The 16028-nt window shown below is 61.5% G+C and carries 15 protein-coding genes; 4 read left to right on the top strand and 11 right to left on the bottom strand.

Annotation, left to right across the window (positions count from 1 at the left end):
* Positions 1-24: 24 nt before the first annotated feature.
* Positions 25-873, bottom strand: a complete 849-nt coding sequence (locus tag B5D32_RS00660) for an ABC transporter substrate-binding protein (RefSeq protein ID WP_078783147.1) — start codon at positions 871-873, stop codon at positions 25-27.
* 642 nt (positions 874-1515) lie between these two features.
* Here B5D32_RS00660 and thrS point away from each other — a divergent pair.
* Entirely contained in the window at positions 1516-3306 is a 1791-nt protein-coding gene (thrS, locus tag B5D32_RS00655; RefSeq protein ID WP_078783146.1) for a threonine--tRNA ligase, read from the top strand.
* A gap of 58 nt (positions 3307-3364) precedes the next feature.
* Here the strand turns inward: thrS and B5D32_RS00650 are convergent, their stop codons facing one another.
* Complete coding sequence (locus B5D32_RS00650) at positions 3365-4252, bottom strand: AraC family transcriptional regulator (protein ID WP_078783145.1); 888 nt, start codon at positions 4250-4252, stop codon at positions 3365-3367.
* Positions 4253-4376: 124 nt separating this feature from the next.
* Between B5D32_RS00650 and B5D32_RS00645 the strand changes: the two genes are divergently transcribed.
* Entirely contained in the window at positions 4377-5552 is a 1176-nt protein-coding gene (locus B5D32_RS00645) for an MFS transporter (RefSeq protein WP_078783144.1), read from the top strand.
* A 102-nt stretch (positions 5553-5654) separates the two neighbouring features.
* Positions 5655-6764, top strand: coding sequence for a hypothetical protein (locus B5D32_RS00640; RefSeq protein WP_078783143.1), 1110 nt, complete (start codon positions 5655-5657; stop codon positions 6762-6764).
* A 214-nt stretch (positions 6765-6978) separates the two neighbouring features.
* On the opposite strand, the gene B5D32_RS00635 is transcribed toward B5D32_RS00640, so the two are convergent.
* Together B5D32_RS00635 and ybaK are read right to left on the bottom strand one after the other, a co-directional pair.
* A complete protein-coding gene (locus B5D32_RS00635; protein WP_078783354.1) occupies positions 6979-7695 on the bottom strand; it encodes a pseudouridine synthase in 717 nt (238 codons plus the stop codon).
* Positions 7695-8189, bottom strand: a complete 495-nt coding sequence (gene ybaK / locus B5D32_RS00630) for a Cys-tRNA(Pro) deacylase (protein WP_078783142.1) — start codon at positions 8187-8189, stop codon at positions 7695-7697. The genes B5D32_RS00635 and ybaK overlap by 1 nt, the downstream gene beginning before the upstream one ends.
* A gap of 295 nt (positions 8190-8484) precedes the next feature.
* Between ybaK and aroF the strand changes: the two genes are divergently transcribed.
* Positions 8485-9504 carry a 3-deoxy-7-phosphoheptulonate synthase gene (gene aroF / locus B5D32_RS00625; protein WP_078783141.1) on the top strand — a complete coding sequence of 340 codons (1020 nt, stop codon included), beginning with the start codon at positions 8485-8487 and terminating at the stop codon, positions 9502-9504.
* A gap of 276 nt (positions 9505-9780) precedes the next feature.
* Here the strand turns inward: aroF and B5D32_RS00620 are convergent, their stop codons facing one another.
* The 7 genes from B5D32_RS00620 to B5D32_RS00590 all read right to left on the bottom strand — a co-directional run bounded on the left by B5D32_RS00620 (position 9781) and on the right by B5D32_RS00590 (position 15833).
* Positions 9781-10548 (bottom strand): SDR family NAD(P)-dependent oxidoreductase, encoded by a 768-nt coding sequence (locus B5D32_RS00620; RefSeq protein WP_078783140.1) that lies wholly within the window; start codon positions 10546-10548, stop codon positions 9781-9783.
* 244 nt (positions 10549-10792) lie between these two features.
* On the bottom strand, positions 10793-11803 hold the full coding sequence (locus B5D32_RS00615) for a TPM domain-containing protein (RefSeq protein ID WP_078783139.1): 1011 nt from the start codon (positions 11801-11803) through the stop codon (positions 10793-10795).
* A 22-nt stretch (positions 11804-11825) separates the two neighbouring features.
* Positions 11826-12464 (bottom strand): LemA family protein, encoded by a 639-nt coding sequence (locus B5D32_RS00610; protein WP_078783138.1) that lies wholly within the window; start codon positions 12462-12464, stop codon positions 11826-11828.
* Positions 12465-12523: 59 nt separating this feature from the next.
* Complete coding sequence (locus B5D32_RS00605) at positions 12524-13708, bottom strand: toxic anion resistance protein (protein WP_078783137.1); 1185 nt, start codon at positions 13706-13708, stop codon at positions 12524-12526.
* A gap of 28 nt (positions 13709-13736) precedes the next feature.
* Positions 13737-14366 carry a 5-bromo-4-chloroindolyl phosphate hydrolysis family protein gene (locus tag B5D32_RS00600; protein ID WP_078783136.1) on the bottom strand — a complete coding sequence of 210 codons (630 nt, stop codon included), beginning with the start codon at positions 14364-14366 and terminating at the stop codon, positions 13737-13739.
* A gap of 135 nt (positions 14367-14501) precedes the next feature.
* The gene (locus tag B5D32_RS00595; RefSeq protein WP_078783135.1) at positions 14502-15026 is read right to left on the bottom strand and encodes a DNA-deoxyinosine glycosylase; all 525 of its coding nucleotides are present in this window, start codon (positions 15024-15026) and stop codon (positions 14502-14504) included.
* The gene (locus tag B5D32_RS00590) at positions 15027-15833 is read right to left on the bottom strand and encodes an HAD-IIB family hydrolase (RefSeq protein WP_078783134.1); all 807 of its coding nucleotides are present in this window, start codon (positions 15831-15833) and stop codon (positions 15027-15029) included. It abuts the gene before it with no gap.
* Positions 15834-16028 lie beyond the last annotated feature (195 nt).

Genomic DNA, 16028 nt, shown 5'->3' with positions numbered 1-16028 from the left:
GCCTTTCCGCTTGCTGCAAAGCGCTTATTCAGCGGTGATGTACTTGTCCACGATGGCCTGCAGGGTGCCGTCAGCCTGCAACTCCTCCAGAGCGCCGTTGATGGCGTCCAGCAGCTGGGTGTTGCCCTTGGCAACGCCGATGGCGTAATCTTCCTGGGCGTAAGCGGTGTCAAGGATCTTCAGGCCGGGGTTGGCCGCAACGAACTCCTGGGCGGGGGCATTGTCGATGACGACGGCATCGACCTGGCCGTTGTTCAGGGCCTGCACAGCGGTCAGACCGTCATCATAGGCGATGACATTTTCCTCACCGAAGTCATCGGTGCAGTAGAGGTAGCCGGTGGTGCCGCGCTGGGTGCCGATGGCCTTGCCGGACAGGTCGTCAGCAGTGGCAATGTCGGAGCCCTCAGGCACGATGATGGACTGGATGCCCTCGGCGTAGGTGTCGGAGAAGTCCATGACCTTCAGGCGCTCGTCGGTGACGGTGACACCGGCCATGACCATGTCGCTCTTGCCGTTCTGGGCGGCCAGCAGGGCGGCGTCAAAGTCCATGTCGTCGACCTGCAGCTCCAGGCCGAGCTTCTTGGCAATGGCACCCGCAACCTCAATGTCGATGCCCTCGAAATCACCGTTGTCGGTGGTCATCTCATACGGGGGGAAGGCGGCATTGGTGGACATCGTCAGCTTGCCGGCGTTGACGGTGGTCACCGCGGCAGCGTCGGCAGAAGCGGCCTCCTCGGTGGAAACGGCCTCGGAGGATGCAGCCTCGGAAGAAGCAGCCTCGCTGGAAACAGTCTCGGTGGAAGCGGAACCGCCGCAGGCGGCCAGGCTCAGCATCATAGCGGAGCTGAGCATCAGAGCAGTGATTTTTTTCATGATGATCTCCTCGATTCAATATATCTCAAATGTTTGTACCTTCCCAAGCCCTCACTTGGTTGATGTATACAGTATAACTGCATAAATATGTAAAGTCAATGTATATTTAATAACTTCGGCGTTTTACATGGGCAGAGCAGGGGAGTGGAAAGTTTTTTGTGCAAACTGGCGGAGGTATAAATGTAGGGGCCGGGCATGCCCGGCCCGCAGCTTTACGACAGACACCTGCTTGCCTTTACGTTGTGGGCCGCACATGTGCGGCCCCTACAACCTCAATATTCCAAATTTTTCTACTTGACTTAAAGCCGCACTTGTGCTATAAATAACTTAACTTCATCCTGTACAAAGCCATGAGGCAGACAAACGGGATGCGAGGTCCTGCACAAGAGAGAACCGCCGCGGTACGCCGCGTGGTGCAAGCGGTTTTGCAGCGGCCCGCAGCCTTACCACTGCCGAGCGCGGGGGCGAACCTCCGCCGGGTACGGCCCGTTACAGCCGGTACGAGCGGCGCTTACCTTTTATATAAGACATAAGCGCAATTTGGGTGGAACCGTGGAGCTATATGCTTCATCCCTTTTGTAAGCGAGGGATGGAGCATTTTTTATTTGCATTTTTGTGCAATTGCAAAAGGAGCGTACAATTATGAAGATCATCTACAAGGACGGTACCGTCGCCGAGTGCCCGCAGGAGGAAGAACTGCACGTTCTGCGCCACACGGCTGCCCATATCATGGCGCAGGCCATCAAGCGCCTCTACCCGCAGGCGGACTTTGCCTTCGGCCCTGCCACCGAGAACGGCTTCTACTATGACGTCGACCTCGGCGACACCAAGCTGACCGACGAGGACCTGGCCGCCATCGAAAAAGAGATGAAGAAGATCTGCAAGGAGAATCTTCCCATCAAGCCGTTCATCCTGCCCCGTGACGAGGCTGTCAAGCTGATGGAGGAGCGTCAGGAGCACTACAAGATCGAGCATATCGCCGACCTGGCCGACGAGACCGAGTTCAGCTTCTACCAGCAGGGCGAGTACGTCGATATGTGCATCGGACCCCACCTGTGCTACACCAAGGCGCTGAAGGCGTTCAAGATCACCCAGCAGTCCGGCGCTTACTGGAAGAACGACAAAGAGAACAAGATGCTGACCCGCATCAACGGCGTGGCTTTCCGCAATCAGGAGGAGCTGGACGCCTGGGAGAAGCAGCAGCAGGAGGCCCGTGAGCGCGACCACCGCAAGATCGGCAAGGAGATGCGCCTGTTCATGACCGACGACCTCGTCGGCCGCGGCCTGCCGATGTTCCTGCCCAACGGCTACACCGTCTGGCAGCAGCTGGAGGATTACATCAAGGGCAAGGAGCGTGAGCGCGGCTACCTGCACGTCATGACCCCCTGCATCGGCACCGTGAACCTGTACAAGACCTCCGGCCACTGGGACCACTACCGCGAGAACATGTTCCCCGCTATGGAGATGGAGGGCGAGAGCTACGTCCTGCGCCCGATGAACTGCCCCCACCACATGATGATCTACGCCAACCAGCCCCACAGCTATCGTCAGCTGCCCATCCGCATCGGCGAGATTGCCCACGACTTCCGCTATGAGTCCTCCGGCACACTGAAGGGCATCGAGCGTGGCCGCCACTTCTGCCAGAACGACGCGCACCTGTTCTGCACGCCCGAGCAGATCAAGAGCGAAGTTGCCAACGTCTGCGCGCTGATTTTCGACGTCTACAAGGACTTCAACATCACGGATTATCGCTGCGTGCTGTCCCTGCGCGACCCCGCCGACAAGAAGAAGTACCATGACGACGACGCCATGTGGAACCATGCCGAGAACGCCCTGCGCGAGGTTCTGACCGAGCTGGGCATCCACTTCACCGAGGAGATCGGCGAGGCTGCCTTCTACGGCCCGAAGCTGGACGTCAACGTCAAGCCCGCCGTCGGCGCCGAGTACACGCTGTCCACCTGCCAGCTGGACTTCTGCCTGCCCGCCAAGTTCCACCTGACCTACGTGGACAAGGACGGCAGCGAAAAGACCCCCGTCGTGCTGCATCGCGCGATCCTTGGCTCTCTGGACCGCTTCATGGCTTACCTGATCGAGGAGACGAAGGGCCGTTTCCCGACCTGGCTGGCCCCGACGCAGGTCAAGGTCCTGCCCGTCAGCGAAAAGACGCTGGACTACGCGAAGGACGTCACCGCCAAGCTGCAGGCCGCCGGTGTCCGCGTTGTGCTGGATGAGTCCAACGAGAAGATCGGCTACAAGATCCGCCAGGCCCAGCAGGTTGACCGCGTGCCCTATATGCTGGTTCTGGGCGCAAAAGAGGTCGAGTCCAACAACATCAGCGTCCGTGACCGCAAGGGCGAGACCACCACGATGGATCTGGATGCTTTCATCAACCAGGTCGTGGACGAAATCAAGACCCGCAAGAATAACGGTTAATCCCGATAAAATAACTACCGCCGTCAGGGAACTGACGGCGGTAGTTTTATTTTTCCCTTCATGCTTTTCTGCGATACTCCGTCGGGCCGCAGCCGTAGACCTGACGGAAGGCGCGGGCAAAGTAGCTCGCGTCCTGAAAACCGCACTGCATCGCGATTTCCGTCACCCGCAGTCCCGTGCCGCACAGCAGCTCCGCCGCGCGCTGGGCGCGTTGGTCGCGCAGATACTGATTCGGTGTCGTGCCGATCATATCGTGGAAGCACCGCAGACACTCGCTGGGGCTGATGGACGCACTGGACGCGACCTGTTCGACCGAGATGTCCTCGGCGTAATGCTCTTGGATAAATTGCAGCATCGTCTTGATGCGGTCGGCGTTGCGCAGTGCCTTTTTCGGCATGGCCTGCACCGCCGGAGCGTGGCTGACCAGCTGGAAGATCATCTCCGACAGCGCCGCGCGGGTCTTGAACTCGTAGCCGGGGATTTCGTTCACCACCGCGCGGAACGCCCGCTCCATGTCCTCGATGGCCTCGTGCTGCCAGTCCACCGTGGGGCGCAGCACGGCGCAGGGACGGCTGGGGTCGGTCAGCAGCGGCTGCAGATATTTCTGCCAGAACACACTGTCCGGGTTGCCGCCCACCAGCCGTGGGTGGAACACCATGCTGTGCAGGCGGCAGCTGCCCGCATTCAGCGGCCAGTCGCCGTGCAGCACCCCTGCGTTGATGAACAGCCCCTCGCCCTTTTCCAAGCGGAATTTCTCGCCGCCTGCCGTCGCCAAGATCATGCCCTCGCTGACGACCAGTACCTCCAATTCCTCGTGCCAGTGCCACGGCACGGGCTCGGCCTGCAAATCGTCGTGATAACAGGCGATGGGGAAGGCGGCGGTGCCATGCTCCATCAGCTCCCGCGCCGAATCGTCCACGGTCGTTCTGCACAGCGACAGTGCCATTTCTTGCTTGCCTCCGTTTTTGGTGAAATTGTACCGAGATTTTGCGGAATTAGTGCCTGTATATTCCGCAATTTGATGATATAATCATAATATCACAACTACAGAAAGTCAAGAGGTTTTTCGTATGGTATCTTTGCTTTTGCCGGTCATCTATCTGGCGTTCATCAGCCTGGGCCTGCCGGACGCGCTGCTGGGCGCGGCGTGGCCCAGCATGTATCCGCAGCTCGGCGCGGGCGTGTCCTGGGCGGGCGGCGTGTCCATGATCATCTCCGTCGGGACCATCGTGTCCAGCCTGGCCAGCGACTGGCTCAACAATAAGCTCGGCACCGGCAGGGTCACAGCGCTCAGCGTCGCCACCACCGCCGTGGCGCTGTTTGGGTTTTCGACCTGCACGCAGTTCTGGCAGCTTTGCCTGTGGGCTATACCGTATGGCCTGGGTGCCGGCAGTGTGGACGCCGCGCTGAACAATTATGTGGCCCTGCACTATGAAAGCCGCCACATGAGCTGGCTGCACTGCATGTGGGGCATCGGCGCGGCGGGCGGCCCGGTCATCATGGGCTGGGCGCTGGCGGGCAGCACCTGGCAGAACGGCTACCGCATAGTGTCCGTTCTGCAGTTTGTGCTGACGGCGTTGCTGCTGTTCAGCCTGCCGCTGTGGCAGACCCCCGCCGACGCCGGAGCGGGGGAGGAGTTTACCCCGGAACACCGCACGATTTCCGAACTGCTGAAAGTTCCCGGTGTGCCGGAGGTAATGCTCTGTTTTGCGTTTTACAGCGGTGTCGAGGGGATCGCCGGTATGTGGGCCGCCAGTTACTGCACCCTGACCCGCGGTCTGGACGCAATGACCGCCGCCAGCTGGGCGAGCCTGTTTTACGTAGGCATCACAGTCGGACGGTTTTTCAGCGGCTTTTTGACGATGAAATTCAACGATCAGCAGATGATCCGCATGGGACAGCTTCTGAATGCCGTGGGTATTGTGCTGATCCTGCTGCCCTTCGGCAATGCGCTGCTGCCGGTTGGCCTTGTGGTCGCCGGACTGGGCTGCGCACCGATCTACCCCAGCATCATTCACGAGACGCCGTCCAACTTCGGCAAGAATCTCAGCATGTCAATGACCGGCCTGCAGATGGCTGCCGCCTACACCGGCAGCACGCTCCTTTCACCGCTTTTCGGCGTTCTGGCGCAGAATATCACGATGAAGCTCTATCCCTTTGTCCTGCTGCTGATGCTGGTATTGATGACGGTTTTTTCCGAGCAGCTGCACAGAAAGACGGCTGCAAAACGGGCAGCGAATGCCTGAAGCTGAGCCTCCCTTTGACAAGGGAGGCTTTTTTATTTTCCCGCCCCTCTAGCTATTTCCTACGCTATCCTGTATAATAGAGGCAAAAGAGGAGGTGTCCCTATGCAAAAATGCAGCCTGTGCGGCGGACGGGTCGTCAATGGCCGGTGTGAGGACTGTGGTCTGCCCATCCCGCCGGAGCACAGCTATACCCTGCGGGGCGAGAGTGCCCACTATCACCGCGTCAACGGCGAGGATGTTCTCCACCGCGTGCGGCCCGCGGGCAACCGCCCCAAGGTGGAAGGCTACGACGACGAGGAACGCACCGCCCATGTACATGAGAGCGGCACAGATCGCCACAATGCACCGCGCCCCGCGGTGCGCACGGCCCGGGTGGAGCACCACATCGAGGCACCCTCCAGACGCAGCCGCAGTGCCAATGTCGCGTGGCTTATCATCGTTGTGGCGCTGTTTTTGATTTTGCCCATGCTGCAGCTCCTGCTGCAGCGTAAAATCGGTTCCTCGGTTTCCGAACCCGTTCCCGAATTTTCCGAAGAACAGGCCATAGAGGCCGACAGCAATGCCTACGACGACCTGCGCCCGCTCGTATCCGCCGGGGGCACCGACTGGGACGGCGACCTGCCCGCCGGGCTGTACGTCGTGGGGCAGGACCTGCCCGCGGGCACCTACACGATCAAGTGCGCCGAGAACGGCACATCCATGGAGATGCACCTTGTCAACGATGCCTGCGGTGTGGAAATATATGAGGATCTGTCCGCCTACGACGCTGCGGATTCGGGGCTGGACGACGTCCCGCTGCCCGCGGGTACGGTGCTGTTCCTGACCGGGAACAATGCGCTCTATTTCCACAGCAGCAACGCGCAGGTCGATGACCTATCCACCGATACTGCCCCCAACCCGGTGACCGGCGATATTTCGTATACCCTCAGCGACAGCGAGGACAGCCTGTATCTGCTTGTGGGCGAGGACATCGAACCCGGCGTCTACGACGTGACCTGCACGGCGGGCAGCGGCTACTTTGCCTTTGACCTGCCGATGGAAAACACCCGCACGATGTATTGCAGCGCCTGGCTCTACGGCGACGACACCTATCAGGACACCCTGCACCACATCGTTCTGGCCGAGGGCACCGAGCTCACCCTCTCCAGTTATAACGATATGGGGTATACCGTGATGTTCCAACCGAGCAAGACGGTGTATACTCATGAATGACAAAGAGGCAGCCTGCAAAAGCTGCCTCTTTTTGTTGGTTTATAGGGGATGAATCTATCCCTCCCGGGGTCCTTGCGGATGCGGAAACGCGCACGGAGGGGTCAAGACCCCTCCCTACAGACTGACATTCACGGGTGCTTTGTAGGGAGCGGTCTTGACCGCTCCGCTGCGGCCATGGTACAGATCCCGGGAGGGATAAATTCCTCCCCTTACATTACTTTACGTTCTGCAGCCGCTCCACTTCCTCCGCTGTCAGCTCACGCCACTGGCCGGGCGCTAACGCGGGGTCCAGCGCCACGCCGCCGATGCTCTCACGGTGCAGGGCGTTCACGCCCGCGGCATACACGCCGAACATCCGCTTGATCTGATGATAGACGCCCTGCCGCAGCGTGACCTGCACGGTCAGGCCGTCGTCGGTCAGCGGCTCGACGCCCGCGGGAGCCATCGTCTCGCCGTCGGTCAGCGTGACGCCCGCGGCAAAGCCCCGGCGCATCGCGTCGGTCAGCGGCGTGTCCAGCGTGACTACGTACTGCTTCTCGACGTGGTGGGCAGGGGAGAGGATGTCATGCGCCAGCGCGCCGTCGTCAGTCAGCAGCACAAAGCCGGTGCTCGTCTTGTCCAGCCGCCCCGCGGGGAACAGTTCCCGCCGCGGAAAGTCCGCCGCGACCAGATCGACCACCGTCGTGTCCTTTTTGTCGCGGCTGGCACTGACGACGCCCTCGGGCTTGTTGAGCATGATATACACAAATTTCCGGTACGCGCCCGCCAGCGGCACGCCGTCCAGCGCCACGGCGGCGGTGTGCTCGTCCAGCTGGGTGTCGGCCTTGCGGCACACTGCGCCGTCGATGCTGACGCGGCCCTTCGTTACGGCCTTGCGGCTCTCGCTGCGGGTCATGCCGGTGCGCTCGGCCAGGTATTTATCCAGCCGCATCATGCCTCGTGCTCCTGTGTGATGGCCGCCGTCCTGCCGCGCGTGACCTTGATGAGGTCCGCCGGGGCGCATTCGATCTGCGTGCCGATGCGCCCACCCGAGACGAGCATCGTTTGCTGCGCAAGGCAGCTCTCATCGTAGACGGTCACGAACTGCTTTTTCATGCCCACAGGGCTGCACCCGCCGCGGATGTAGCCCGTGACCTTGTTGATGTCGGCAACGTGGATCATGGCCACGCTCTTGACGCCCGCAGCCTTAGCGGCCTTTTTCAGGTCCAGCTCGGCCAGCACCGGCACGACAAACACATAGTAGTTTCGGTCCGCGCCCTGCGTGACGAGCGTCTTGAACACCCGCGCCGGGTCCTGCCCGGTCAGCCGCGCCACGTTTGCGCCGTCCACGGCCTGGCCCTCCTCGTGGGGGTATTCGTGGGACGTGTAGGCGACCTTTGCACGCTCCAGCATCCGCATTGCGTTGGTTTTTGCTTCTTTTGCCATATTGTTACCCTTCTCAATTGTTAATAGCGCTGTAGGGGCCGGGCATGCCCGGCCCGGCCTCCCCGCAGGGCCGGATGAGGGGCAGAGCTTCCGTGATTGCCCGTGAACGGGTTGCATTGGCAAGGCCGCCCCTCATCAGTCCGCTTCGCGGACAGCTTCCCCCAAGGGGGAAGCCTTTTTTCTATTATAAATCCCCCCAACAATTTTCGCAAGGGGGCTTGACTTTAGCGCTTTAAAGTGTTAGAATACCGTCATTGAGAAAAATTCACGGTTGTAATAGATAGGAGAACACATCATGATCATCGTTTTAAAACAGCACGCCCCCGCTGACAAGGTGCAGGCCTTCTGCAATGAGCTGAACAGCATGGGCTTCCAGATCAACGATTCCGTCGGCAGCGACACCCACATTCTCGGCCTGATCGGCGACACCAAGGCCCTGGCCGAGAGCTGGGTGCTGGCAAATCCCGTCGTCGAGACCTGCCGCCGCGTGTCCGAGCCGTACAAAAAGGCCAACCGCAAGTTCCACCCCGACGACACCATCGTCGACGTGGGCGGCCACAAGATCGGCGGCGGTTACTTTGCCGTCATGAGCGGTCCCTGCAGCGTCGAGAGCAAGGAGCAGATCACCTACGTGGCCCAGCGCGTGCAGGCCGCCGGGGCCAGCATCCTGCGCGGCGGCGCGTTCAAGCCCCGCACCAGCCCGTACAGCTTCCAGGGTCTGCGTGCTGAGGGTCTGGAGCTTTTGCAGGAGGCCCGCAAGGTCACGGGCCAGCCCATCGTGACCGAGCTGATGAACAACGAGCACATCCCGCTGTTCCTTGACGCCAAGGTCGATATGATCCAGATCGGTGCGCGCAACATGCAGAACTTTGAGCTGCTCAAGGCTGTCGGCAAGCTGAACGTGCCGGTGCTGCTCAAGCGCGGCCTGTCCTCGACGCTGGAGGAGCTCGTCATGAGCGCCGAGTACATCATGGCAGAGGGCAACCCCAACGTCGTTTTGTGCGAGCGCGGCATCCGTACCTTTGAGACGAGCATGCGCAACACACTGGACATTTCCGCCGTTCCTATGTTGAAAAAGATGACCCATCTGCCCGTTGTCATCGACCCGAGCCACGCAGCAGGCATTGCCTTCATGGTGCCCGCGCTGGCCCAGGCGGCAGTGGCCGTCGGTGCCGACGGTCTGATGATCGAGACCCACAATGACCCGGCCAAGGCCAAGAGCGACGGTGCCCAGAGCCTGACCCCCGACCAGTTCGACTCCCTGATGAATACCATCAAGCCGGAGCTGGAGTTCTTCGGGAAAACGCTGAACTAACTGTAAAGTGCCTTCCCCCAAGGGGGAAGGTGGCCGAGGCCCCGCCCGAGGCCGGATGAGGGGCCAGGTTACCGTGATTAGCCGCAAACGGGTTGCCATGGCAAGCTCTGCCCTCATCAGTCGCCTGGCGGCGACAGCTTCTCCCGATGGAGAAGCCTTCCCGGGCGGATTCCATATCCGCCCGGGAAGGCTTGCGGCTGCCGCACACAACCATGGGTGGGCAACACCCGCCCCCTACAAAGAATCCCGCTGTCTGGTACAGACAGCGGGCATTTTTTATCTCTTATACAGCTTTTTCCGCTGCTGGTGCGCAGCGATTTTGATATACACGGGCCGCGGCAGGAAGCGCCCCAGCGTCATGCCGGCGGCAACCACGGGGTTCGGCACAATGACCGTTTTGCGGCGGGCCATGCCGTCCAGCGCGCAGCGCACGCAGTATTCCGGCGTAATGCCCCGCAGCGCAAACTCCACGTTCGCCACAGCGTTGAACTCGGTGTTGACCGGACCGGGGCAGAGGCAGCCGACATACACGGGGCTGCGGGCCTCGCGCAGCTCCTGCGCCAGCGCACTCGTCAGGCTGACAACGTAGGCCTTGGTGGCGTAGTAGGTTGCCATGTAGGGGCCTGCGGGCATCAGCCCTGCGCAGGAGCCGACGTTCAGCAGCGCGCCGAAGCCCTGCTTATAGAGCTGCTGCCCGATTTTCTTCGTCAGGATGTGCAGCGCCCGGATGTTGACCGACAGCATATCGAGGTCCTTATCCAGTTCCGTCTGCAAAAACGGCCCGCAGTCGCCAAAGCCCGCGTTGTTGATGAAGAGATCCACGCGGCGGCCTTCCAACGCCTTGACCAGGCGAAGGCACTCACTCTTTTTGGACAGATCCGCAGTGAAGATCTCGCAGACCGTCGTCAGCTGGTCGGACAGCTTTTCCAGCCGGTCCGCGCGGCGGGCCACCAGCAGCAGGTTATATCCGCGGGCGGAAAGCTGGCGCGCGAACTCGGCCCCGATCCCGGAGCTTGCACCGGTGATAACTGCAAATTTTGGCATAGCTGCCTCCTTTTCTGCTATAAAAAAGTACAAAAAAGGCTTCCCCCGGGGGGCTGCGCCCGCAGGCGCGTGTCGAAGCGCAACCGCCGGAGGCGGCTCTTGGCGCGGAGACTGAAGCTGTCGCCGATAGGCGACTGATGAGGGCAAAGCTTCCCATTATTGCCCGTCAGTGGGTTACTGCGGAAAGCTCGCCCCTCATCCGGCCCTGCGGGCCACCTTCCCCCGAGGGGGAAGGCTTTTTGCTTTAGTGGTGCCGCCCTACGCCGCCGCCGCGGGTGGAGCCGCCGCCGGAACGGAAGCCGCCGGAGGGGCGCGCCCCGCCAAAGCCGCCGGACGGACGGCTGCGGCCTGCACCGCCGCCGCTGCTAAAGCCGCCACCGGGACGGAACCCACCGCCGGGACGCGGACCACCGCCGGGTCTGGGGCCGCCGCCAAAGCCGGGGCCGGGACCAAAGCCGGGGCCGCCGAAACCGGGGCCGCGCGGCGGGGGAGGGGGCGGCGGGCGGCGCGGGCGCCGGGAGGCACGGCCCATGCTGTACCAGAACATATTGTTGCCGAAGCTGCTGCCGCCGCCACCGCCGCGCGGGGGACGCGGGCCGCGGGGGCGCATCAGGTAGGTGATGAGCCAGATGACCAGCAGCACCGCCACAACCAGCAGAACAAAGCGCATAACATTGGGCCCTCCTCTATCGGGGGCGCTGGTATCGGTATAGCTGCTGTTCAGCGTTACGCCGTAGATGCTGCACAGCCGGTTGGCCAGCGCCTGCACGGTCTTTTGGGTGCCGGTGTCGTAATCACCGTTGACCCAATAGGGTTCCATGTACTCGTCCAGCAGCGAGCCCAGCGTGCTGAACGACAGCTGGCTTTCCAGCCCGTCGCCGCGCATGATGTAGTAGTCGCCGCCGTCGGCCTCGTTGGGGGCCAGCAACAGAAGCACGCCGTTGTCCAGATCGTCTGAGCCCAGCCCCCAGGCGTTAAAAACGTCGTAGGCAAAGCCCTCCATCGTCGTGCTGCCCAGCAGTTCATCCAGCGTGTAGACGCCGATCTGCGCACCGCAGGCATCGGACAGCTTGATTGAAACGTCATTGACATACTGTTCTGTCTCGTCGGACAGGATGTCCGCATGGTCGGCCACAGCGTTTGTCGTGCTGACCTGCACCTTGGGCGCGGCCAGCGCGGGTAGCGCCGCCAGCGTCAGTGCGGCCAGCACCGCACCGGCAGCCGCCGCGCGTCTGGCAAATGTTTTCAGTTTCATAATTTCCCCTTGTTATCGTGGTTTATTTGGTAGCAAAGCGTTCCGGTGCCTGCGCACCCCACAAACCGGAGATTAGATTGGCCGGGAACTGCGAGATAGTTTTCTCGTAGTCCTCCACCCAGAGGTTGTATACATTGGCGGCGCGTTCTATCGTCGCCTGCGCCGAAACAAACGCATTGTACTGGTCATCCAGCGCCCGCTGGGTGCTGTCATCGACCTTGTTGTTCAACGACGCATACAGCGTATCCACCGCATTGTACAGCCGACGGTTGGCCGCGTACTGCACCGCAGGGGAATCGTCCGTATCATTCCACGTGGCCAGCGCGTCCTCGGCTTCCTGTAAAGCAGCCGCCGGGGTGCTGTCCACATAGCCCGCCTGTTTGATGAGGTTCGCCGCCGCGTCAGCCTGCGCCTCAAAATCTCCCTGAATGCTGTGGCCGTACTCGTCCTGCGCGGAGGTGTAAATTTCCGCCGTTTCCCTGTACACGCCCTTCAGCTTTGCCCCGCCGATGCCCAGCACCGACACCAGCGCCAGTGCGACGAGTACAATCGACGCTGTGCCGCGCTTTTTGGCAGGTATGGGCAGCTTTGTCTCGACCTCGCCGAGGATTTCCAGCTGCGGGCCATGAATGGTAAAGTTTTCCTGTTGTTCAAGCTGCATAGCAAATACCTATATTGTGCTGCAGGGGCGGATGCAAGCATCGACCCCTGCAACGGCAATCAGTTGTTGATCTCCAGCATCTTCTGGCGGAGCTCACCCTCGATGCGGCCCAGCTCCTGCTCGGCGTTGGCGCGCTTGGCCTTGCCGTCGGCGCGGATCTTATTCAGCTCATCCAGCGTCTCGATCAGCTGCTTGTTCGTCTGCTGCAGCGTCTCGATGTCCACAATGCCGCGCTCGGACTCCTTTGCAATTTCAATCGTGCCCTGCTTGAGCGTAGCAGCGTTCTTTTTCAGCAGCTCGTTCGTGGCGTCGGTCACGGCACGTTCGGCCTGCATAGCCTGCTGGCTGTGGGCGATGCCCAGCGCCAGCACCATCTGGTTCTTCCACAGCGGGATCGTGTTCACGATGGTCGTCTGGATCTTCTCGGCCATCATCGTGTCGTTGGACTGGATCAGGCGGATCTGCGGGCCCATCTGGATGGACACATTGCGGGTCAGCTCCAGATCGTAGAGCTTCTTCTCAAAGCGGTCACACAGGTCGGCCAGGTCGCGGGCTGCCTGAGCATCCTCGGGCAGCTGGGTGCGCTGGGCCTTCTCCTGCGCGGCCTTCAGGTCGTTGGCGCGGACCTCGGCCAGCTTCTTCTTGCCGGCCAGGATGTACATCGTCAGCTCCTTGAAGTAGACAAGGTTCAGCTCATACATCTTATCCAGCATCGTGATGTCCTTCATCAGGGTGACCTGGTGGTCCTCCAGCTGGGCCTTGATGCGCTCGACGTTCTTGTCGGCGCTGTCGTAGCGGGTCTTGAGCTGCTCAATGCTGTTGGACGTCTTTTTGAAGAAGCCGAAGATGCCCTTTGGCTGCTCGGTGGTGGCGTCAAAGCCCTGCAATTCAGAAATCAGGTTCGTGATGAGCTCGCCTGTCTCGCCCATGTCCTTGGTCTTGACGCGGGAGAGCGCGGTCTCGGAGAAGTCGCTCAGCTTCTTCTGGCTGGCAGCGCCGTACTGCAAGACCATCTGGGAGTTCGTGATGTCGATTTTCTCGGCAAAGTCGTTGACCATCTTCTGCTCCTCGGGGGAGAGGGGCGTGTCCTCGACCTGCACGGGGGTCGCTTTTTTGCTTTCCGCGATGACTTTCTCATCGGCGGCGGGGTCCAGGGTCAGCGTCGGGGCCGCGGGGGCGGCATCCAGCGTCAGAGAGGGTGCGGCGGGTACGTTCAGGTCCAGTTCGTTGCTCAGGTCAGCCATAGTGATCTTCCTTTCTTGTATCCTCTATTTACTTGGCAAGGTTCTGGCTTTTCAGGATACTGTCCAGCACCTCAATATCGGTAGAAATATCCATTGCCTCGGCGCTGTAGAGCGCATCCAGCTGGTTTTCAAAGGCTGTCGCCGTCGTCTCGGCGTTGCGGCGCAGCTCGGCCTCGATCTGGGCGGCGTTCTCGCCCCTGACGCCGTTCTGCTCCAGCGCCGCGTAGGTGCCCATCAGCTTGACGACCTCGGGCAGGTAGTAGCGGGCAAAGCGGTCCACGCTGCGCGCCTTGTCGGGGGTTTTCTCCACAACGGCGGCAATGCTGCGGCCTGCCTTCTCCATGCGGTCCATGGCCCGGGAAAGCTGCGGGTCGGGGATTGCCTCGTTCAGTTTATGCAGTGCATCGAGGTTTGCGGCAATGCCGTTCAGCATGGCGTCCACGTCCTCACTGCCTGTGGCGTAGGGCACGTAGGTGCGCACAACGCGGGTAGGGCAGAGCTTTGTGCCCGCAAAGTAGGCGCCCGCGCTGACCGCGGCGGTCAGCACCAGCCCGCCCAGCGTGTAGATGGGCACCAGCAGGGCCATAATAGGCCACACCAGCGCCGCCATATAGACCGGCAGCACCGGGCGTTTGGTTTTTTCCTGCCATTTGCTCATGCAGGCACCTCCCGTATCATCATTCCGTAGGGGCGGATTCCATATCCGCCCGTTCCGTGCCGGGCTGCCTGCGGGCGGATATGGAATCCGCCCCTACGGGAGTCTGGCACAAATTTATTATAGAACAAAATCCGTTCACTTGCAACCATCCGCGCGCAAAAACGGTGCCAAAGCAGCGCCCCATGCCGCCTGCAGCCGCGCGGGGGACCAGGCGGCGTTGGCGGGGCTGGTGCTGGGCAGCACGGCGGCGGGCAGGTGGGTCAGGGGCTCTGCATATTTCGCGTAGATACGCCCCGACGCCGCGCCGTTGCAGAACACGGCCCGCACGCCCAGCTTTTGTATCAGCGCGGCCACATCGTTCGGCACGGCGTTGCGGATCGACGCATCCGACGCGCCTTTGATGTCGCACGCGCCGATCGTGTCCCACACGGCCAGCCCGTGCTTTAAAATTATGGCCTTTTTCGCCTCGATGTCGGCCCAATCGGGTACCGGCTCACCAGTCACGGCGGCGATCATCGGCCAGAATCGGTTCTGCTTGTGGCCGTAGAAAAAGCCCTGCTCCCGGCTCTTGGGGCTGGGAAAGCTGCCTAAGATCAGCGCGTTGGCCCGCGCACCGTGCAGCGGCGGCAGACCGGGGCCGACATGGGTGTACTCGGCCATTTAAAACGCCTCCGGCCAGAGCGCACGGCAGAGTTCGGCAATGCCGTGGGGCTCGGCGTCGGGGCCGATGCGGTCAGCGGCAGCCTTGGCGGCAGCGCTGCCGCTGCCCATGGCAATGCCGAGACCTGCCGCCTTCAGCATCGCAACGTCGTTATCGCCGTCACCCACGGCCACGCAGTCCGCCGGGTCGATGCCCGCCAGCTTCGCCAGTTCCCGCAGACCTGCGCCCTTGTCAATGCCCTGCTGCAAAATATCGCAGCCGTCGCTGCCGGGGTAGGAGAACAGGAAATTCAGCCCCAGATAGCCGTATTTTTCCTGAAATCTGTCGGCCATCTCCTGCGAGAGAAAGCCGAACGCGCCGAAGGGCATCTCCTCCAGATGCTTGTCCTGATCCTCGCCGTCCACGATGTTCAGCGCCAAATTTTTCTCCCGCTCGCGGCGGGCGAACTCCTCATAGCCGAGGTAGGCGTAGTTCGCGTCGTGGTAAGTAAAGCGCAGCGGCAGGTCGTAATCCTCAAAAAAGTCCACCAGCGCGTACATTTCCTCGGTGGTCAGGCGGTGCAGGGCCAGGTCTGCGCCCTTGTAGTCCACCAGCTGCGCACCGCCCGCGCAAACCCAGTAGTCGGGCCGGATGCTGCGCAGCAGGCCCTTGCCCACGCCGATGCGCCCGCGGCCCGTGGCAATCGCGATCTTGACGCCGGCCTTCTGCACGGCGCAGACGGCCTCAGCGTTTTCCTTCGGCACACGCTCACAGCTGCCGGGCCGCAGCGTGCCGTCTATATCGAGTAACAGGAGCTTGTATTTCATAAAGTTGGCCTTTCTTAATTTGTAGGGGCGAACATGGTTCGCACGCGGTCGTGTGCGGCAGCGGAAAATGTCCGGGCGGATCGGGAATCCGCCCCCACGCTGTAGGGGTCGATGCTCGTCATCGACCCGGGAACTTTGCGGCTGCCACTGCGTTCCGCGGGTGAGCAATGCTCGCCCCTACATGCGCTGTATTCT

Source organism: Gemmiger formicilis, assembly GCF_900167555.1.
GTDB classification, from domain to species: Bacteria; Bacillota; Clostridia; order Oscillospirales; family Ruminococcaceae; genus Gemmiger; species Gemmiger formicilis.
This window is presented reverse-complemented; position numbering and strand designations above follow the sequence as displayed.